Raw genomic sequence first — 18006 nt, forward strand, 5'->3', positions numbered from 1 at the left:
CTCACATGAGGCCCTCTTCAGCCATCGAGCAAGTCAATCCGCGCGTCACGATGATGTGGTCGCGAACGGTGACGCCAACCAAATTAAGCGCATCCCTGAGCGTATTGGTGAGGCGAATGTCAGCCTGCGATGGCTTGGTGCTGCCCCCTGGGTGGTTGTGCGTAAAGATGACGCTGTCGGCGTTCAGCTCCAACGCACGTTTAGCCACCTCGCGTGGATAAACCATCGTTTGAGACAAGGAGCCGCGAAACATTTGCTCGTAGGCGAGCATCCGGTTGTGCGGGTCCAGGAACAGCACGCTAAACACTTCGTGCGGCAAGTCGCCAATGTGCAGACGCAGAAAGTCTTTGACTTTGTGCGGCGAATTCATCACGGGTTGTTCGTTTAAGTCGCCAGCCAAAAGGGCAATGGCGCTGCCGCGCACTTCTTCAGCGGTGGCGACGCGGTACACGCCAGCGTCTTCACACACGAAAAGGGGGGAAGCGAATGTAGTCATGAGGTTCTCCTAGTTTTAAGGCGTCATTGCCTGCCGAGAAGGACCAGACCGCAGCGCAAGCTGTCAAGGCCACCGTGCAATTAATGGGTCGACGCGCCCACAGGCGCGGCGGGGCACCCGTTCATGCGCGAAAGGGCCTTTACTGCGAGAACGGTCTGGTAGCCTCGGTGTTTATGCAATGACAGCCCAGCCCTGCTACGAGTGCCGAAGGTTGTTCGTCCAGCGTTCAGCGGACGGACCCCAGCCCGAGGTTCGAGCCCTAGGCGAAGAACGAGAAGGGCATAAGGTCGGAATTAAATTCGTCAACGACATATCCCTTCTTGAAAGGAGGGCACAACATGCTTAATAACGAGTTGTTTGCCGTGGCGATACTTATCGTCTGGGTCGCCATCACTTACTTGAAGTGATGGACAGCACGAGCCTTCGGGCTCGTGCTTTGCGTCAGGGATGGAAGCCCGTAGGGTCAAGACGCGGGGCTTGCCCCGTGGCTTGATTCACGACAGCCCGCCCCCGCTTGCGGGGAGACGCCCAACCTTAAAATGAACCGAAACAAGAGCCCTTCTTGAAACAACAAATGGCCTAAATGACTGTCGAAAAAATCAGCGAAGAACTCGGAAAAATAGAGCAATTCATCAAGCTCTTGCAGATCACCTACACCCAAGCCCTAAGACAAAAACCAGACGAAAAAACGGAACTGCAAATACTAGGAATTGACTGGCAAGACGGACTAACTGTGCGCGTCAAAAACATAGAAAACACGAGCGAAACCTTCGAAAAGACCTGTGAAAAAATCGGCGCGCGGATATTCAAAACCGAGACGAATTACTCGATCAAATTCACATCCCTGCAAGTCGGAATCGAAGCCTTAAAGCAAACGCAAACGAGCAAATAAAGGGCAATCGGAAAGCTGCACAAAATCGCCCGGCGAGCAAAGAAAACGAAGCGAGAAGCTGTGCGGTTACAAGCGAAGGGTTGCCCGTATCGCGCAGCGATGCGGGCGCAAGACTAGGGATGCCTAGCGGCGGGAGAGTGCGCAAGCACCGTCCCAAGAGCGGACCACGACACGAAGAGCCGCAGGCTCATTTCATTGCCAGCACGATGCGGAGCGAGGCGAGAAAACCGCGACAGGCAAAAAAAAGCGACCCGAAGGTCGCTGTTTTGACGGAGCTTGTTTCAGCAGTCAGTATCGAGTTGTTTTTTCTCGCGGCGCTCAAGCCAATTGACAACGCCAATCACGGCGAGGAGAAACGTGCCCATCGCGAGAATTTGCAAAGTTGCCGAGTCCATGTCAATCTCCTTTTAAGCTAGTCAAGACTATAGCGCAAGTGCCCGTCACCAGCAAGGTGACGACACCGAGCCAGTTGCGATTGTCAAAGAGCAATGGCGCCACGAAAGCGTTGCCAATCATCAAGGCACCAGCGGTACGAAACGCGGTTTTAATCGCTGGGAAGTCGAATTTGTTTTTCATAAGCGCAACAGGTTGCAAGGCGACATTGCCTAGCGCAGAAGCACCACGGCGCAGCGCAGCAGTCAAGGCCACCGTGCAATTAATGGGTCGACGCGCCCACAGGCGCGGCGGGGTACCCGTTCATGCGCGAAAGGGCCTTTACTGCGAGAACGGCGTGGTAGCGTGGGCGCATCAGCAATGACGCCCAACTAGCACCCGAGAGCCGAAGGCAAAGCGCAGGCGGTAACGACGAAGGAGACCCGCCGAGCGGCGCGGCAAGGGCAGGGAGCAACCCTGCCGAGCCGAGACAATCAATCGTTAGGTAAATTCACCTCGGACGTTTGCTTACCACCGAGCCACGTTGCCTCAAATTTAAAGAAGCCCGCTTCTTCATGAAATGAACATTCAAACGTCAAGTCGGGATATTTCACTGAAATGGCGAGTAAGACAGGCGTGGCGGGAGACCACGCTGTCTCGAAGTTAATGACTGCCTCACCATCTTCGTGATGCTCCAGCGTAGCTCTGCAAGCATCCCATTTGGTTCCCCAATGGGTAATGCTCCAGTCATACCAGTGCTTTGCACCATGCTGTGTCAAGTTGTCTGCGTAGATTTGCCCTTGGGCTTTGGCATCAGGGCGATGCTTTTCAACGTATTCCTGCAAGCTCTTGCGATCGTGAATGTTGTGGTCTTTCGCCCAAGGGTAAGTTAAGTAGACCTGCCATTCGGTTTCAGAATGAAATGCAGCGAAGCCAATGTCACCATCTGAACCTGCGTTCGTTTGGAGCGTTGGCGGCATGGGCACAAAGTTTTCAAAGGACAAAACCGAATCGTTGGTTTTGGACTTGGCGAATTCAACGAATTCGGCGACACGGGTGGGGTTGCCCGTGACGGACAAAGAGGTGTGGCACCAGTTAGGCATAACGAATCTCCTAGAGAGTTCGGCGGCAGGGGAGTTTGTTAGTCTTTGCCTGCCATGCACTCACACCGAAACAAGAATTGAGCGCACGCCCGGAGCAGCCACCCAGAGGACAAGGGGCACAAGTGAAGCGGGCATTTAATGGAGGGGACCCGCGCCCTTTAGGGCGTGGTGGAGGAGGCCGTTCATTACCTGATTTGCTTGTGAGGTGCTGTTGACACGTAATGCGGGCGAGGCTGAGTTTTGAGATGATGGCTTGTCATCAAAACTCGGACTTGATTGCGTTGCGTGACGCGCCTTGGCGCAACAGACGGAACCCGAAGGGGGCCGACGCACCGACCCCTTGGCAAATGGGGGGAAGATTCGGGCGTGCGCTCAATCCACGCACACCACAGACGGAAAAAATTTGCGCGTGCGTTAAGCCGCGCCCACATTCAGCGACTGGAGTAGCGAAGCGAATCACAGAAGCCGCGATCGACCGGACCGAAGCACTCGCGCAGCGACTGGTTACACCCTGCCCGGCGAGTGGCCGGACAGGGTGAGCCGTTAGCCCTTGGACTTGTTGGCGTTCACACCCGCAAGGTATGCGCGAGCCAGTGAATCGCGCACGGTCCACACGGCAACATCTTTGAAGTCCAGGCGGTCGCCGCCTCGTTCTTCAAAGGTCACGAAGCCCAGGCGCTGCTTTGCCAGCAGGGCAAGGGCTGCGCGCTCGTCATCGCTCAAGTTTTGCCAAGGGTCCGACTGCATGCTGTCATCAACGTTATTCATCCCAACCTCGCTACATAACGGGCATAGTCGCTGCCCTGAGTATCAACAAAAAGAATGGGGCGGCCTGTGGCCACCGCCATCACGCAAGCCCGAGCGTCTGCGATGGGGAGCGCGTGACATTGGCCCTTGAGCCATTCGGTATCGCGGCAAAGGTTTCGAGCGAAGTCATCGAAACCGAGCGGGTCCATCTCGATGCGCTTGAAGACATAGACCGTGGACAGTTCACCACCGGACATATCGCGCAAGTTAACGGCTTTGCGTGAAAACGGCAAAGGCGTTGGCAGCTTTTGCATCACCACGTCCTGACCGTTAATCTTAAACGTGACTTGTTCAAATGCCAGGCGCAGCGTGATTGCCTCATTCGTTGCTTGAGCAAAGTAGGTCATGCCTTGCCCCCTTCGATTTCTTTTAGGACCTCGCGGCCCACTTCGGACAGGCTCACATCTCCCCGCGCAATGGCCTCTAGTTCATCGTTGCTGAACACTGAGACAATGCGCGCAGCGCGAGCGTCAAGCGCTCGCTGTGCCATAACTGCCCACTGACGGTATGCAATGAGCGAGGCAAAGGCCTCCGTGTTGTTGCGCCCGTAGCCGCGGACGTAGTCGCCCACCTGGACGGCAAGTGTCTTCGGGTCAATGGCCCGACCTGGTGTTTTGTTAGTCATGGTCTGTGTCGCTTTCGTCTGTATCAATGGCGTATTTGCCGAAGGTCAAAACGCCGGCCTCTTTGGTGCAGGTCGTAGGACGCTCAAAGTCCACGATGCGCCCCAAGCGTTCGAGCGTTGAAAAGTCTGGGTGTTGTTGCGCTAGGGCTATCGGCGTCAAGCCGATAAGGCCAGCGTCTACGGGGTAGCTGTTGCCGTGCTGGTCGTTGTAAGTTCCATCGCCCCAGGCGGTGCCAAAGGCGAGCACTTGCGTTCCGTTGGCTTGGCCCACGGGTGAACCATCAAAGAAGTCACACGATTCAAGCAAGGGCATCCAGTACTCGTTAGGCACTGCATAGCAAGGGTCGCCCAAGAAATAGGGGCCAGCGGGCACCGTGACGGTCCACGCTTTAGCGGTGACGGTCATGGTGTTCATGCTGCGGCCTCCATGCTTGAGGCGTTCGCGGCTTCGCGTTCAAAGTCCACGTATTCGCCTAAGCGTTTGGTGTAGCCCTGCATACGCTTGGTGGCCACTTCGTGAAACTGCGGGTCGAGTTCAATACCGAGATAGCGGCGTCCGATTGAGCGAGCAGCAATAAGCGTAGAGCCCGAGCCTGCGAAGGGGTCAAGCACCAAACCGCCACGGGGGCAAAACGATTCAATCAACGGAGTAAGTGAGGCCGTTCCCTTTTGGGTAGGGTGCAAGCGATTACCCGAGTAAGACCACTCAATAACATCGGCGATAGGGTGAACCGGGGGCTTTGGATTTCCCTTGGCCAACAGGTAAGCGCCCTCGTGCGAGTAGCGCATGAGGCGTGTGGTTGAGCTGTAACGTTTGGGGAAAGTGATGTGACCCACGATGCGAAAACCTGCGGATTTCCAAGCATCAAAAAAGAGGTCGGTTTTGTTCCAACCGTAGAAGCTGACGCAAAGGCTGTCGGCTTTGAGCACTCGGAAAACCTGACGGAAGGCGGGTTTTAGCCAGTCGCTTTCAATGTCGTTTTTGATTGAGCGGCCTTCGCGGTCTTTGTAGCCGACAAGGTAAGGCGGGTCGGTCAACACAAAGTCAACGTGATTGGCGGGGACGGTTTTGAGGACTTCGATACAGTCGCCCAACAGGATGCTGTTAGCAGTCATGGATTTTTCTCCTAGAGGTGTCGGCGGCGATGCCTTGCGGCTGTATCACCATGCGCCCCTGCCAACATCAACAAGTGAGCGCACGACCGAAGCAGCCCCCCAGAGGGCGAAGGGGCACAAATTCAATGCGTATAAATAGCAAGTGGGTCCCAACGGGACGACACGCGCGGCTTTATGCCGCATTGGGTTTGTGAGGCGCTGGGGACATGGCAAGGGGGAGGGCAGGCGTTTGGAAAAAATGGCTTGCCATTCAAACGAATGAACTTCACCGCAGTCATGACGCGACTTGTCGCCCCAGACGGACCCAACGGGGCCGACGCGCCGACCCTCGACAAATGGGGGGAAGATTCGGGCGTGCGCTCACTCCCCGCACGCCACAGACTTAAATGTTTCAAGCGCGAATGAAGCGCGTCAACATTCCCGCACCAGGTGAAGCAAGGCGCAACACTGGTGCCACGATTCCGAACCAGCTGCGCGACAGCGCAAAGACGATGACAGCGAAGCCACTCAACACCCGCTGAATGTCTTATCGCTCTGCGTGAGAAATTACCGAAGACGCCGAGAAAATATCGCAATGAACGAGAAACGACAAAGCCTCATCACCGAACGCGATAATTTTTATCACCGTGTGCGATAACGAAAAAGGCCCCGAGGGGAGGGCAAGACGGAGATAACGACAGGCGACAGCACAGCGAATCACAAAGCCTGCGCGGCAAGCGCCCCTAGCGGCCTTGGCCGCTCTGATCGTCACTCTTGACCCGCCTTCGCGGGCACTGACATTGCCCATGAAGTTATCAAACAAACCTCTGGGCAAAAATGTGGATAAGTCGTCAATAAAAGCGAAAACCCCTTGCTTCCAAGGGGTTCGCGCTAGATTGCCTATTAATTAGGCGGCCACTTTGTGCCGCGTTGGTAAGGCACAAGGTTGCCCGGAAGGGGCTCCACGCCCAGCTCTATGGCAGCACAGGCAAGCGCAGTGCGAAGATCAATAAAAACAGGGTTTGATTTAGCAATCAACGAGCTGTATCCAGATCTGGACATGCCCAGGGCAGCGGCTGCATCGTCATAGGTGTACTCCATCCTTTTTTGCCACGCCCTCAATGCCTGAGGATCACCCTCGTAGCGGAAATTGTTGTTAGCCTTAGACACTGCCGTCTTTCAGTTCATTTTCGACAAGGCGCACGGCCTCCGCAAACAAGTCCTCTGCATCAATCTCGCCAGGCAAATGATCAATCATCGTGAAGATGATTTGATTCAAGCCACCCGCACCATTAAGCAAGAAGGCGGGCATGCCTGCCATCTTGAATTGCCACTGTTGCGCATGCTCGCTTTCTGGAATTGCCACACCAACAAAGCGCGGCCAGTCGTTGTGATGAACCACGCGACCACCATCAGAAAGCGACCAAGTCGGTAGATCCAGCAGCTTCGAAGCTCCCCACCGCTGACGATTGAGCGATTCATAGATGCGGAGCACAGCGGCCTTTGGCTCACGAAACCCAGCCTCAAAGTCTGTCAGTATTTGCTCTGCATGAATACCATCAAGGCCCAGAATGTCGACCATTTGGGGCTTGGTTAGGCCACGAGCCTCACGCTCATCGCGCAGGACTGCTTGATTCATTTTTGTTTTCGACATGATTCGACGGGAGGAACCCGCTCCGAGCGATGCCCAACAAGCTAGTCAAAGTAAAACAGACTTGTTGGACGAGAAGACCTGTCGCGCCAATGCGGAGCGCCCAGGCAATAAAAAGTAGATTGGCAAAAAGGAAACAAAGCCAACCGTATTTGGCAACGCGACTATGAGTGGCCAGCAAACCAGCGCCCATGATGCCAATCAAGGCACCCGACCACCCCAACCAAACATTGAGGTTCATCGTATTTTCAAACATAGCTCACCCCTTCACCATCAATGCGCCGAGTGCGAGGTCTTGGTAGAAGCAAGCCATGATTTTTCGCCACAGCTCCACCGTCACAACCCGCTTTCCTTCAACCGACAAACCCTTAGCCACCAAATAAAGGGACTCTGCGTACTCGCGTGATTCGCGAGCAGCCTCTTCGGCTTCGGCGTAAGCGCGGCAAAAGGAGGCACGAGTCGCTCGCGACTCAGCCATTCTTTGAGCAACCGGAAGAAGACGAGCAGCCTTGGTTCTCATTTCTTCATTAACGACAAGCGCATGAGTCATCACACTGTTTGGAATGTGAACCGCCTCTACTTCGTAGACGCTGCCGTCCTCTGCGATTATTTGTTTTCGATCTCCGTGGCCCATGATTTCTCTAGGTAAGCGGCCAACATTTGGGCCATCCAGTAACCGACTGGCTCGGGCAGCACTAATTTCATGATACTGATGCCATTTTAGTCCATTTATCGGACCAATCTACGAGGTGCCCTCACTCTTTTAATGTCGCACGTAAGAACTAATCGGCACAAAGTAAATAATTATATTTACTTTCTGGCCAAATAATCCAGCCTTATCGTATATTTAATACTACTTCAGTACGACTCCAGAGGAAGCCTATGAAAGTCCGTCCCGCGTTAGCCATGAGTATGTTCGCATGCTGTTTGATAAGCGCACGCGGAAGAGGCGGAGTCTCCGAAAACGGCTGAGAAGTTGCGCCGGGCAAGTCCCCACTGGATGAGGCACACCCACGCCACGCACGGGTTGGCGCGGGGAGCTGAATTAAACACGGTCAGAGACAACCTCCGCCATGCATCGGTGTCCACTACCTCGGTGTACCTGCACACCGATCAGGCCAAGCGGGCACGGCAAATGAGAGAGGCCTTCGGAACGCTAAACGGTTGATGTTCAGAACGAATTCGCCGTTCGTCACACGCCGCTCTACAGAGGCTTTACAAAGTGTCCGATTTTCGGGGCTTGGGCACATTTAGCCCATAAGGTGTTGTTGTCGGTCGAAACCTGGATGCAATGCTTCGAATGACCGAATGGTTTAGAAGCCATAGCTTGCTTCTGTAGATTTAGCCAAACTTTCAGCTATGTCACCACTAATACGGCATTGAGTGATGTTGATACATTTCGCATTGATCATTTCAAGCACTGCACTCTCGGGAGCGTTTTTGTAATTGATGCTCGCAACAAGTCTGCTGTCTTCTAGTAGATGAATTGAGCCCCTCAACTTGGAAGAGATTTCGTTATCAAAGTCGAGAAACGTCTCCAGCAATGCCAAACAGCAATCTTGATGCATGCTTGTGAGTTCTTGCATGAACTCAGAAAACGCCGAGCCAATCTTTGTTTCGACGTTTGGAACAAGTGCGTAAGGAGGAAGCAACCCCTGATATAAATTTTGATTCAAGGCCGAAGATGGCACTACGATAAATCCATCGACCGGATCATCTGACTCAGATGCAAAAGCGAAATAGGACTCATCTGGGTTAATGACAACGCCAATGTGATCGACAAAGAATTTAATTGATTCAAGAAAATGTTGAAGTCGAGTTTCAATCAATCGGTATTCAACAAGGGATTTGGAAATCACTTCCGAGGGCAACAGAAGATGAATCGTGTTTTGTGCGGGAGTGGTCATTATTGCGCGCTGTTTGTCTAAGGTGAATTGTTTGCAAGCCAGACGATGCTACGGAAGCCTGAAAATTCAAGGTTTTCAATTTCTAAGAGTATGCGCATAAATGGTCACCTACACTTAAACGTACTAATTATCTTTATGCCACGCTTAACATTACCTTTTCCAAGCTTCAAAATCAGCGAGTGCAGTTCTGCAAATTCGTTGGGTGCTGTGTTTCCAAGTGAGTCTGATGGGAAGCCTGCACTTGCAGCGGCCTTAACATTTTCGCGGTCAAAATTCACCTGTGCTGAGTTTGATAGTGCCGCGACCAAAGCGGCTGTTTAGTCCGTCAATGGCACGCATCAGCTTTGTGTCACTGGTCGTCACAGGCTCAAGTAAATCAGCTTGCACAACACCAACGGGTGAAATGTCGCCCAGCTTGATGCCACCATGCAGGGTCTGTTTTGCAGCGCTTGCGGTCCATCGACTCGACCAACTCAGAGACCAGAAGCCGACGCTCAGCGTTGAAGGTGATCTGCGAGCGGCGACATTGCGCGAGGACTTGGCGATCCAGCGCCAGTTGTCCAGAGGCTTTTCGCCGGAAGCGGCTTCCAGACGCTCAGGCGTAATCTGTTGTTAGCAACAATTTGCTACTATCTTCCCAAAAAGGGCGGACACCGCCATACGGAGGTATATGGCTGTGCCTGTATTCATCAGTGACGTCGAGCATGTTCTTGCTTTGCGGGGTCTGGAGACTCCCGATTTGGCGATGCTCCAGGCAACGCATCAGAGCTACCGTGCGCTGCTTCTTCAGCCGTCGGGGCCCATCTTCGCAGACACCAAGCGGATTGGCCACCTAGACCTGGCTGCCGCCGCCATCCGGGCGGACAGCTTCCTTGCAATGGCTGCGGAGCGCGGCGACCAGCTTGTGGTCACACCTGAGTACTTCCTTCCGGTTAGTTCGCTGGCGAAGGCGGCGCAGGGTGGGCCCTTCCCCGCTGAGGGCGCTATCTGGGTGCTTGGGTGCGAAAGCATGACGCCCGTTCAGCTCGCCAGCTTCAAGGAGGAGTGCGCCGGGCATTGCGTCGTCATCTACGAAGAGGACCCGACTCCGGCAGTTCAGGGCAACTACTTCGACCCTGTCGCCTACTGCTTCGTAACCCGGGCCGCCGACAAGAACTTCAAGCGGGTCGTCTTGTTCCAGTTCAAGACCGCGCCGTCACGCGACGATCATGGCTTTGAGAACAAGCAATTGCGCTGCGGCCGCGCCATTTACCGGTTCCAGGGCAAAGACGGCTACATCAAGCTTTCGACAATCATCTGCTCGGACGCGCTGGACCTTGGTGAGGACGCTGATGCGAACAAGAAGTTATCGGACAGAACCGTTCTCATCCATATCCAGCTGAACCCGAAGCCCAAGCACACAGACTACCGGCGGTACCGCAATGAGGTTTTCCGGCGCACTCCGGGCGCGACCGACTGCGACATCATCTGCTTAAACTGGGCTCACAACGTCGTCCAACACGACTCGCCTGCCCTCGCAAACGCCTGGAAAAACGAGAGCGGTTCTGCGTGGTATGTGCCCGAGCGTCGCTGCTCAGTGAAGGATGACGAGGTTGCCAACAATGAGGCCAAGGGCCTGTACTACACCTGGCATGAGAAGCGGCGCCACGTCTTGCACTTCCACTACGATGAGGCCGTTTTCGCGCTGATTGTTCCCAAAGTCATGCAGGATGGCCCGGCGGTCCATGACGTGCTCATCGGGCCACAGCTAGATGCGCGCTTCGCCTGGGACGTCGACGCTGATGCATGGTTGGCAAGCACGAGCTGTCCGGAAACCGGGTGGAGCGACGTCATCAACGCCAACCCTGAAGTCACCGCAGCGTTCCAAAACCTGCAGAACATCGCGAAGCGGCTGCACATCGAGCGGGCCATCTCGCTTTCATGTGGTCCTCACAGCATGAAGGACCAATGGCACCGCGTGGACAACCTAGACGTGTGCCGAATCCCAGAGTCTGAAGTCGTAGCCCGTGCCACCCTTCATCTTGACCGCGACGTCGCAGCCTCCGAGGAACGTCATAAACGCATAACCCGCGTTGCGATCTTGGGACACATCCTTCAGACGGAGACATTGCCCCCGCAAATCAAGGACCTTGCCGGTGGCGATGCCTCGATAACGTGGTCTCCCGACTCTCCCAACACCAATGTCATCAAGTTTGGTGCGCGTCCCGCACTGGTAGCCTACCTCGGCGATAACCCGCCGATGGATTTAGTCAAGCGTATTGGCGAGAACGCGTTCGAGCTCCTGCGAAAAGAAAACAAGGGCCACAAAGACCGCGTGGCCATCTGCTATCGCACGGTCGCTGGCGTCACGAAGTTCGCCGACATCAAGCAGCAGACTGACATTACATACGATGGAAGCAGCATGGCGTCCATCACAGGGGGCCAGTGACATGCCTGAAATGCAAGCTTCGCGTAAAGCGCTGTCTCACCTTCTGGTTGGGCTTCATGACGTCGACGATTCGGTCGTGCGTGGTGAGAAGAAGCTGGGTGAGCAGACCTACGCTGTTGCCTACGTGGACTTCGCTGATGAAGTGGTGGAGCGCTCACTCCACCTGCGCGACTTCCAGGAACGCATCCTCGCTGACGACTTCTTTGACGCACCAGGCGACTTGCGCTGGAACAAGTACCTCTACATCGTCGCTGGCCCCAACTCAAAGTCGAACCCTCAATTTGCTGCTGCAAAGGCTGCAATCGAGGCTGACAAGGACTACGCGCGTAAGCGTGTCATCTCGCAGGACGACCTCGAATCCCTGCTGGGAGGGCCAAAGCTATTCGAGGCAGCGGAGCACGGCAGCACATATGACGTGCTAACGGACTGGCGGCAACGACTGTCAGCGGCTGGGCTCGAGCTATTGCTCGACGCACCTACCCCTCGCACTACCGTGGTGGAGAAGATTTCCCAGCGTGCAGCAGGCGCGGCTTCTAACGGGAAGCAGCAGGTGAAGGAGCTGAACGCCTCCGACATGCCGCTGGCAATGGCAAAGCTGCGCAGCCTGAACATTGCTGCGTTCCGGCCGATACACAACGGAAAGAGCTATGACTTCGGTGACGTCACGCTGCTCATAGGCGCGAACGGAAGCGGGAAAACATCTCTGCTCGAGGCTGTCGAGTATTTCTACTGCGGAAACAACCGCAGAAGCACTGCTGTTGGGCCAGTTCGTCTCAAAGGAAAGCTGCAGCCAAGCGCGGGCGGAAGCCTCGTCGAACTCTCATCCACAGCAGATGGTCCTCGCATCAAGGCTCGAAATCTTGCTTGGTACAACCGCAAGGAGTACAACGTTGCTGACATCGTTGACAGCTTCTCGCTCTACAACTTCCTCGACACCGATGCCGCATATCGCCTGTCCGGCAACCTGAAGCCGGATGACATCACGAATGAGTTGAGCCGCTTGTTGGTGGGCTCGTCAGTTGCTACGACGTTCGACTACTTGCAAAAGATTCGCGCCGACATCGACAAGGCCTGGGACAAGGCTCAGCGCCGCGCCGATGGGCTGCAGGCGGAGCTGACCGTTTTCGAGCGGCGGCTGAAGGAGCTTCAAGCCAAGCCCTCCACGGCGAAAACACTGACGGACGCGTATCGCGCCGCGCTTGCAGGCCTCGGTTGGCAGAGGCTAGTTGAGGCTGGCGTGCCCACGCCGAAGGAAGGTCGGGGGCTTCTCGCCGCGCTGGCACACGTGCAAGCGTTGATCTCCCTTGGGGGCGCAGCGCGAACCATCAAGGATGTCGAGCATCGCTCGGCGCAACTGGAAGCTGCAGTCAGCAATGCAAAGCCAGTAAACAGGCAGCTCGTTGAGACCATCGAGCATGAGAAGCGACTCGTCTCGAAGATGGAGGCCCTTGAATCCAACGTCAAAAACTTGGACCGGTGGATTGCGTATGAGTCCGCGGGTTTTCATGACGTGCGCCGGCGATACAAGTCGGCCCGCGAAGTCTCGGAACAGCTGGCCACACGCCTTGGAGGTCTGGTCGCCGGCGATCTGCCCGAGGTGCCGCCGCAGTACGCCACTCTTCAACTGCAAGCCGCCGAGCAGGCTGCTTGCGAAGCAGCCACTGCTGCCCACGCGAGGTTCACCCGCGCTCAGCAAGCCCTAGACCTTCACGGCAAGGTCGCGTCGGCCCGCGCTGCTGCGGCCGCGAAGCTGAAAGACGCGGCGAAGGAAGCGCTCAAGTCGTCGGAGAGCGCGGACGTGTGCCCGGTCTGCCGCACGGTGCATGCCAGCGGCGCGTTGATGCACCTCATCGAGGAGCTCACCTCAGGGCCGCAGACCACCGAGGAGGTCAAGGGACTTGCGGAGTCTCTACGCCTGGCGGGGGATGAGGCGAGCGAGGCACGGCGATGGGCCGATGCTGTTGAACTCAGTCAGAAGTTTGCAGCGCAGTTGCAGCTGAAGGGGACCACGGCCCAGGAGATCCTTGAAGAACTGGTTGGACTGCGCGAGCGGGCCAATCAAGCGCAGCTGGAGCTGCAGCGCGTCAAAAGGGAAGGGCAGGACCTTGGCAACGCGGGCTTCTCCAGCAACGAAGCCGATTTGGTGTGGGACCGAATCGCTGGGCTATTCGAGCTCGAATCACGCAATCTCACCGCCGACATTGCGTCGGGCGAGCGGCGGTGTCAGTCGGACGCAGTGGAAGAGACGCGAAAGGCTTTGGGTGAGTGCCGCAGCAACATGGGAGGTTTTGTTGAATCCATCCGGGGCTTCGCGCGGTCTGTCGTCGTTGACGGCTGGGTGACGCGCGTCGAGCCAAGCGGCACCTTCGCGTCGCTTGTTGCGCTGCAAGACGAGTTCCTTGCTGCTACAACCAATGCTGCTGGGCTTCGTTCCTACCTTGCTGTCGACGACGATAATCCGCTCGTCGAGGTTCAGGCACGCATCGCAGCCGTGGCCTCCGCGTTCAAGCACGCTGACGAAGCGTCGCGTAGCGATTCGGAGAGATCGGCAGAGCAGCGGGACCTGCCGAAGAAGATTCAGGACTGGAATCTCAGCCTAGGGAAGCATCGCAGCGAGGAGAGGGCGCTCCTAGAAGCCGGCAAGGTATTGGATGACCTCATTGAAAACGCTTCTCTGGAGAACGCAACGAGGGAGGCGCTTGATGCCATCGGTGACCAAATCAATGAAGTGTTCTCGCGCATCCACTCGCCGCGAGAGTACGAGTACGTCGGTAACCCGAGTGTTCTTCTTCGGACCGCGGATGGTCATGACCCCCGCACGCTGGACCAGGTCAGCACCGGGCAGCGCGCAGCATTTGCTTTGTCCATTTTCCTTGCCAGGAATCGAACGGCCGAGTCGGCGCCTCCGGTCCTGCTCATCGACGACCCTATCGCGCACATCGACGACCTCAACGCGCTGTCTTTCCTTGACTACCTGCGCGACTTGGCTGTGAACTCGGGTCGGCAAATCTTCTTTGCCACCGCAGACACACGAGTGGCATCTCTGTTTTCAAAGAAGTTCAGCTTCCTGGGAGAGTCCTTTAAGACCATCAGTCTGGTGCGCAGCCCGCAGGTTGAGCAAGCCGCTGCGGCAGGCTGACGCCCTTTGCGGGGCGCGTTGCTAGACGCAGCGCAGTGCAAGGCCGCGGCTGGGCGTCAAGATAGTTCGGCGGTGCTATCGGAGGTGCCGGGTCCGCGCGTGAAGGTTGTTGATTTCTTTCACCGTCCAGCTGTGTGCGCAAGGGCAAAGGCGTCAATAAGCCGGAGTCCTCGCTCGCGTTCGTCAGGGCTCAGTTGTCGAGCAATGAGGTGCCAGCAAGCAGTCTCTGGTGAACTTCCGCTACCAGCCTGTAAGTCAGTCGTGATTATTGAAATGTGTATGCAGAACTCAGACCCATTGCTACCTTAAGTCTTGCTGCATGCGTTAGGACTCATGGGCGGCACCTAACGGGGTGCAAAAGCACCCCTTAAACGTTCCTTTGTTTTGACCTTTCAACCATTAGTGGTTTCAACAAACGGTTGAAAAACTTCACGTATGTGATATTATTCGGCTGTTGCCCTTAGAGGCCATTGTGTATTTTCCCCTTGAGGGACCCGCGAAGCCCAGCTATGCTGGGCTTTCGCCTTTCTAGCTTAGGTGTTTATAGCAGGCAGCAAACTAGCTGCGCTGATGGCCTTGATAACGGCCCGCTGAATCTTGTCAACACTCTCAAACGGAATTTTTGTCTCGTCGCGACCGTGGTTCGTTCTAGGACGGTTAAGTCGCAGCCTGCTGACTTGTTGCACCATGTCGGCTTTCGCCCATCGGACGCTTTGCACAAAGTATTTCAACTCTGGTATTTCGCCCTCCGGTATTTCGACGTGCCAGCCTTTGTGTGTCTTTTGTAGATCGTGTGTTGTTGATAACGGAACCACCAAGCACGAAGTACCAGACACTTTTCCATTCAGCACGACCACCAGGCGGTTTTTAATCATTTCTGGCGGTATGTGGTGATCGGGCGCATTGGTCGGCTGGCCATTGGCGTCGAGTGTGTATTCACCGAAATTGCACTCAAGGACTTGCCCGACTTTAGGGCTGAAATTAATTGGCATGTGTCACTTTAGAGTGTTGAGTTTTTTTCGAGCCAGGCTACGACAGTTTCAAATGTCCAGCGAGGACTTCGACCAATACGAACATCCGGCAGAGGAAATTCAATTTTCCCCTCTGCCATGTTCAACGCCCCATCACTTAGTGCAGCACCCAAAGCGCCAATGCCCCCTGACGCGTCAGATAGGCCTATTCCAACTGTGCGCTGAAATCCTGTAGTTGTTGGTAATGGAAGACCTTGACGAGCTATAGCGCCTAGACCCCCCTCTGTCCGTGTTGAGGAATTTCTCACCCAGCGGTCAAATGTTGTGCGCGAAACACCCAGACGGCCACAGATATCCTCGGCTGTGAGTAGTTGAATCTCGCCAGCCACTATTTTTGAGTAAAGTTCATTAGCCACCATTAGCCTCCAAAATGACCACTTTAATGTGGTTTAAATGAGTATAAATGGAGTTTAATGGTTTTTTTGGTGAAATTCAACTAGATCAAGAATTTTTATTTCAGCTTCGCCTCGATCTGTTTGAAAACGTCACGCCCTTCATCGTCTTTCGCGACGGCCATCAAGAATAGGCAGCGACCCCGGCTGGCTTTCTCCCATTGGTGGCCGATTTGATCTTTCTCGCGTGAATCGTCGTTGGTCTTGAGGTTTGCGCCTTTGTATTCAACGACAAGAAAGCGACCATCGTTCAGCTCGGCAACGAAGTCGGAATAAAAGTAGTCCGTCGAAGTTGGCAACCAGAACGAGAACTTCGGCTGACGTTCAATGTTGCGAACCCAATGCTTGACGGCTGTATGTGCGTCAATCGCTTGGGCGCATAGAAACTCTTCTGCGGGGCGTCCATCTTTCGTCTTCTCATTCAACTCATGGATGACCGGGCACCCGTGTAACTGGCTACACATTCGCCACCCCAACTTTCGTCGGCGGACTGACAAGCGCCGCGAATGGTGACATTTACTTCACTGACTCTCTGCGCGCCAAAACATATAAGTTCTTGGAAAACTCTATCCAGATGAGCACCGCATCACCCTTCATCACAGCGCAAATTGCAGGAACGTCTTCGTCCGGCTCATCAGATGGCCCCGCAAGCACCGCCAAGTTTGCATTCCCACTCACTGGTATCGCCATAGGAACAAACGGAACCGTTTTTACTTCTGACAGCAGCAACCGAAAGATCCGAACCATTCGCTAATCAAACAAGAGGCGTCAAATGAAAAATCGAATCATGAACTTCCTAGGCAATCTCCACGGCGTCGAACACATCCCACAACAAATGGTTTCCGGTCACCCCTCCTGCATGCTGATTTCATCAGGGCAAATTTTCTCCCTACCTCCGGGTCATGAATCTTGGGGGGCAGAAGATTTTGATTCGTTTGCAGTCGGATTGGGAACGCCCAACGCATTTACTTTGCGAGCAAGCAAGGTCATACGGTTACTGCTTACAGAACATGCCCGCCTAGTTTCAGCAGACTTAGGGACCAGCATCGCCCAAGAATTTAAAGATATAAAAAAACATCTAGAAGTTAAGACTGGGTATGCCCTATGACCGCTCCATCGACCAAAGGCCTACTTACCACTCTTCGTCCGGTTATCCAGCCGACAAAGCATTTGGCAGTTTTCGATGGTTGTCTTTCCACCCTTACTCCAAGGGATGATGTGATCTGCCTCCATTTCGCCAATCGCATAATTCTTTTCACATGCAGGGCAAACGCCCTTTTGGCGCTCATAGTTAACCATCTGAACGATTTGCTTTGCGGCCTTGTTTGGGTTTTTGGGTTTTTGGGTTTTATTGGCAAAATTTTCAACATCCTACAAGGTTTAGCTCTTGGAACAGCCTCGCAGACTAAGCGCAATCGCCAAATTGAACGGCCACGCTTACACGCGTCTCACCCCATCCACTCACGCGTCCTTTCTCTTGAATGTCCAGGTCATCATGCAAGGAGCAGAGGGATGTCGTTTGTCAAAGCTCAGCCCAACAGACTGCCCTCCAAACCGAGCAATCGGGTGGTCAGGTGTAGGAGGCACATCGATCCTTACGCTATCGGAGTAGGCAGTTGTCTGTAGGGGCCTGCCGCGCTGGCCGTTCTGAATAGGGGCCAGGGTCTGAAAGTACGTCTGAAGCACGCTTTCACACTTTCCCATCGCAAAGCCAGTCATTTCAACCATTTCCCCGCGCTCATTTTCCTTGTAGCTGAAGGAGTCAAACCACTCACCAAGCCGCAGCCGCTTATCCACCACCCATAACCCAGGACCAACTTTTGTGACAACCGATTCACCATAGGTACGCTTAAGTGTTTCGACGGTGATGGGTGTTTCTGCGTAGACCAAAAGCGGGCCATCTGCTGGTGAAGGCTGCGCCAACACAGAGCGGCAAAGCGCGGCGGAGAGCAAGGCACACAAAAATAAGCTGCGATTAATGACTGATGGCAAAACAGGCTCCAGACGGGCAAAAATTTGGTTTCCGTAGGGTTCCACAAATAGTGTCAGTGGCTACCCAATGAAATCA

21 protein-coding genes and 1 pseudogene are annotated in these 18006 nt (G+C 54.8%); 5 read left to right on the forward strand and 17 right to left on the reverse strand.

What is annotated here, in order from left to right:
• Nucleotide 1: 1 nt before the first annotated feature.
• A complete protein-coding gene (locus tag B9Z44_RS14580) occupies nucleotides 2-496 on the reverse strand; it encodes a JAB domain-containing protein (protein ID WP_108402991.1) in 495 nt (164 codons plus the stop codon).
• 583 nt (nucleotides 497-1079) lie between these two features.
• Between B9Z44_RS14580 and B9Z44_RS14585 the strand changes: the two genes are divergently transcribed.
• Entirely contained in the window at nucleotides 1080-1388 is a 309-nt protein-coding gene (locus tag B9Z44_RS14585) for a hypothetical protein (protein WP_108402992.1), read from the forward strand.
• A 396-nt stretch (nucleotides 1389-1784) separates the two neighbouring features.
• Here the strand turns inward: B9Z44_RS14585 and B9Z44_RS14590 are convergent, their stop codons facing one another.
• From B9Z44_RS14590 to B9Z44_RS15225, 10 genes are all read right to left on the reverse strand, one after another.
• Nucleotides 1785-2036, reverse strand: coding sequence for a hypothetical protein (locus tag B9Z44_RS14590; protein WP_108402993.1), 252 nt, complete (start codon nucleotides 2034-2036; stop codon nucleotides 1785-1787).
• A gap of 218 nt (nucleotides 2037-2254) precedes the next feature.
• Nucleotides 2255-2863, reverse strand: a complete 609-nt coding sequence (locus B9Z44_RS14595; RefSeq protein WP_108402994.1) for a DUF1281 family ferredoxin-like fold protein — start codon at nucleotides 2861-2863, stop codon at nucleotides 2255-2257.
• A 543-nt stretch (nucleotides 2864-3406) separates the two neighbouring features.
• Nucleotides 3407-3631, reverse strand: coding sequence for a DUF6900 domain-containing protein (locus B9Z44_RS14600; protein WP_245912848.1), 225 nt, complete (start codon nucleotides 3629-3631; stop codon nucleotides 3407-3409).
• Entirely contained in the window at nucleotides 3628-4017 is a 390-nt protein-coding gene (locus B9Z44_RS14605) for a hypothetical protein (RefSeq protein ID WP_108402995.1), read from the reverse strand. The genes B9Z44_RS14600 and B9Z44_RS14605 overlap by 4 nt, the downstream gene beginning before the upstream one ends.
• Nucleotides 4014-4295, reverse strand: a complete 282-nt coding sequence (locus tag B9Z44_RS14610; protein ID WP_108402996.1) for a hypothetical protein — start codon at nucleotides 4293-4295, stop codon at nucleotides 4014-4016. The genes B9Z44_RS14605 and B9Z44_RS14610 overlap by 4 nt, the downstream gene beginning before the upstream one ends.
• Entirely contained in the window at nucleotides 4288-4710 is a 423-nt protein-coding gene (locus B9Z44_RS14615; RefSeq protein WP_108402997.1) for a hypothetical protein, read from the reverse strand. Before B9Z44_RS14615 ends, B9Z44_RS14610 begins: the two co-directional genes overlap by 8 nt.
• Complete coding sequence (locus B9Z44_RS14620; RefSeq protein WP_108402998.1) at nucleotides 4707-5411, reverse strand: DNA methyltransferase; 705 nt, start codon at nucleotides 5409-5411, stop codon at nucleotides 4707-4709. The genes B9Z44_RS14615 and B9Z44_RS14620 overlap by 4 nt, the downstream gene beginning before the upstream one ends.
• Before the next feature lie 1141 nt (nucleotides 5412-6552).
• Nucleotides 6553-7029, reverse strand: coding sequence for a hypothetical protein (locus B9Z44_RS14630; protein ID WP_108403000.1), 477 nt, complete (start codon nucleotides 7027-7029; stop codon nucleotides 6553-6555).
• Nucleotides 7004-7297, reverse strand: coding sequence for a hypothetical protein (locus B9Z44_RS14635; protein WP_108403001.1), 294 nt, complete (start codon nucleotides 7295-7297; stop codon nucleotides 7004-7006). Before B9Z44_RS14635 ends, B9Z44_RS14630 begins: the two co-directional genes overlap by 26 nt.
• A gap of 3 nt (nucleotides 7298-7300) precedes the next feature.
• Nucleotides 7301-7675 carry a hypothetical protein gene (locus B9Z44_RS15225; protein ID WP_108403002.1) on the reverse strand — a complete coding sequence of 125 codons (375 nt, stop codon included), beginning with the start codon at nucleotides 7673-7675 and terminating at the stop codon, nucleotides 7301-7303.
• 300 nt (nucleotides 7676-7975) lie between these two features.
• Between B9Z44_RS15225 and B9Z44_RS14645 the strand changes: the two are divergent.
• Nucleotides 7976-8209: pseudogene (locus B9Z44_RS14645) on the forward strand (tyrosine-type recombinase/integrase); the annotation flags it as partial.
• Nucleotides 8210-8354: 145 nt separating this feature from the next.
• On the opposite strand, the gene B9Z44_RS14650 reads toward B9Z44_RS14645, so the two are convergent.
• Entirely contained in the window at nucleotides 8355-8948 is a 594-nt protein-coding gene (locus B9Z44_RS14650) for a hypothetical protein (protein WP_108403003.1), read from the reverse strand.
• Nucleotides 8949-9215: 267 nt separating this feature from the next.
• Entirely contained in the window at nucleotides 9216-9287 is a 72-nt protein-coding gene (locus B9Z44_RS15495; RefSeq protein ID WP_425437206.1) for a DUF4113 domain-containing protein, read from the reverse strand.
• Between the two features lie 331 nt (nucleotides 9288-9618).
• Here B9Z44_RS15495 and B9Z44_RS14660 point away from each other — a divergent pair, with 331 nt between their 5' ends.
• Together B9Z44_RS14660 and B9Z44_RS14665 are read left to right on the forward strand one after the other, a co-directional pair.
• On the forward strand, nucleotides 9619-11376 hold the full coding sequence (locus B9Z44_RS14660) for a hypothetical protein (RefSeq protein WP_108403005.1): 1758 nt from the start codon (nucleotides 9619-9621) through the stop codon (nucleotides 11374-11376).
• 1 nt (nucleotide 11377) lies between these two features.
• Complete coding sequence (locus B9Z44_RS14665) at nucleotides 11378-14515, forward strand: AAA family ATPase (RefSeq protein WP_170108520.1); 3138 nt, start codon at nucleotides 11378-11380, stop codon at nucleotides 14513-14515.
• Between the two features lie 533 nt (nucleotides 14516-15048).
• Here the strand turns inward: B9Z44_RS14665 and B9Z44_RS14670 are convergent.
• A complete protein-coding gene (locus B9Z44_RS14670; protein WP_108403007.1) occupies nucleotides 15049-15507 on the reverse strand; it encodes a type II toxin-antitoxin system PemK/MazF family toxin in 459 nt (152 codons plus the stop codon).
• 490 nt (nucleotides 15508-15997) lie between these two features.
• Complete coding sequence (locus tag B9Z44_RS14675) at nucleotides 15998-16402, reverse strand: hypothetical protein (RefSeq protein WP_245912849.1); 405 nt, start codon at nucleotides 16400-16402, stop codon at nucleotides 15998-16000.
• 308 nt (nucleotides 16403-16710) lie between these two features.
• On the opposite strand from B9Z44_RS14675, the gene B9Z44_RS15100 reads away from it, so the two are divergent.
• Nucleotides 16711-17046, forward strand: a complete 336-nt coding sequence (locus B9Z44_RS15100; RefSeq protein ID WP_146180643.1) for a hypothetical protein — start codon at nucleotides 16711-16713, stop codon at nucleotides 17044-17046.
• Between the two features lie 20 nt (nucleotides 17047-17066).
• Here B9Z44_RS15100 and B9Z44_RS15500 read toward each other — a convergent pair whose 3' ends face one another.
• Entirely contained in the window at nucleotides 17067-17237 is a 171-nt protein-coding gene (locus B9Z44_RS15500) for an HNH endonuclease (protein ID WP_108403009.1), read from the reverse strand.
• 162 nt (nucleotides 17238-17399) lie between these two features.
• On the reverse strand, nucleotides 17400-17975 hold the full coding sequence (locus B9Z44_RS14690) for a hypothetical protein (RefSeq protein WP_108403010.1): 576 nt from the start codon (nucleotides 17973-17975) through the stop codon (nucleotides 17400-17402).
• Nucleotides 17976-18006 lie beyond the last annotated feature (31 nt).

The sequence above is a fragment of the Limnohabitans curvus genome (genome assembly GCF_003063475.1).
Taxonomy (GTDB): Bacteria; Pseudomonadota; Gammaproteobacteria; order Burkholderiales; family Burkholderiaceae_C; genus Limnohabitans; species Limnohabitans curvus.

Excerpts from the sequence above, each read along its gene's own strand:
- B9Z44_RS14605 (WP_108402995.1), bottom strand. The coding sequence starts at position 4,017 with ATGACCTACTTTGCTCAAGCAACGAATGAGGCAATCACGCTGCGCCTG.
- B9Z44_RS14665 (WP_170108520.1), top strand. The coding sequence starts at position 11,378 with ATGCCTGAAATGCAAGCTTCGCGTAAAGCGCTGTCTCACCTTCTGGTT.
- B9Z44_RS14595 (WP_108402994.1), bottom strand. The coding sequence starts at position 2,863 with ATGCCTAACTGGTGCCACACCTCTTTGTCCGTCACGGGCAACCCCACC.
- B9Z44_RS14600 (WP_245912848.1), bottom strand. The coding sequence starts at position 3,631 with ATGAATAACGTTGATGACAGCATGCAGTCGGACCCTTGGCAAAACTTG.
- B9Z44_RS14630 (WP_108403000.1), bottom strand. The coding sequence starts at position 7,029 with ATGAATCAAGCAGTCCTGCGCGATGAGCGTGAGGCTCGTGGCCTAACC.
- B9Z44_RS14650 (WP_108403003.1), bottom strand. The coding sequence starts at position 8,948 with ATGACCACTCCCGCACAAAACACGATTCATCTTCTGTTGCCCTCGGAA.
- B9Z44_RS15225 (WP_108403002.1), bottom strand. The coding sequence starts at position 7,675 with ATGGGCCACGGAGATCGAAAACAAATAATCGCAGAGGACGGCAGCGTC.
- B9Z44_RS14585 (WP_108402992.1), top strand. The coding sequence starts at position 1,080 with ATGACTGTCGAAAAAATCAGCGAAGAACTCGGAAAAATAGAGCAATTC.
- B9Z44_RS14615 (WP_108402997.1), bottom strand. The coding sequence starts at position 4,710 with ATGAACACCATGACCGTCACCGCTAAAGCGTGGACCGTCACGGTGCCC.
- B9Z44_RS15100 (WP_146180643.1), top strand. The coding sequence starts at position 16,711 with ATGAAAAATCGAATCATGAACTTCCTAGGCAATCTCCACGGCGTCGAA.
- B9Z44_RS14670 (WP_108403007.1), bottom strand. The coding sequence starts at position 15,507 with ATGCCAATTAATTTCAGCCCTAAAGTCGGGCAAGTCCTTGAGTGCAAT.
- B9Z44_RS14675 (WP_245912849.1), bottom strand. The coding sequence starts at position 16,402 with ATGTGTAGCCAGTTACACGGGTGCCCGGTCATCCATGAGTTGAATGAG.
- B9Z44_RS14635 (WP_108403001.1), bottom strand. The coding sequence starts at position 7,297 with ATGTTTGAAAATACGATGAACCTCAATGTTTGGTTGGGGTGGTCGGGT.
- B9Z44_RS14580 (WP_108402991.1), bottom strand. The coding sequence starts at position 496 with ATGACTACATTCGCTTCCCCCCTTTTCGTGTGTGAAGACGCTGGCGTG.
- B9Z44_RS14620 (WP_108402998.1), bottom strand. The coding sequence starts at position 5,411 with ATGACTGCTAACAGCATCCTGTTGGGCGACTGTATCGAAGTCCTCAAA.
- B9Z44_RS15500 (WP_108403009.1), bottom strand. The coding sequence starts at position 17,237 with ATGGTTAACTATGAGCGCCAAAAGGGCGTTTGCCCTGCATGTGAAAAG.
- B9Z44_RS14610 (WP_108402996.1), bottom strand. The coding sequence starts at position 4,295 with ATGACTAACAAAACACCAGGTCGGGCCATTGACCCGAAGACACTTGCC.
- B9Z44_RS14660 (WP_108403005.1), top strand. The coding sequence starts at position 9,619 with ATGGCTGTGCCTGTATTCATCAGTGACGTCGAGCATGTTCTTGCTTTG.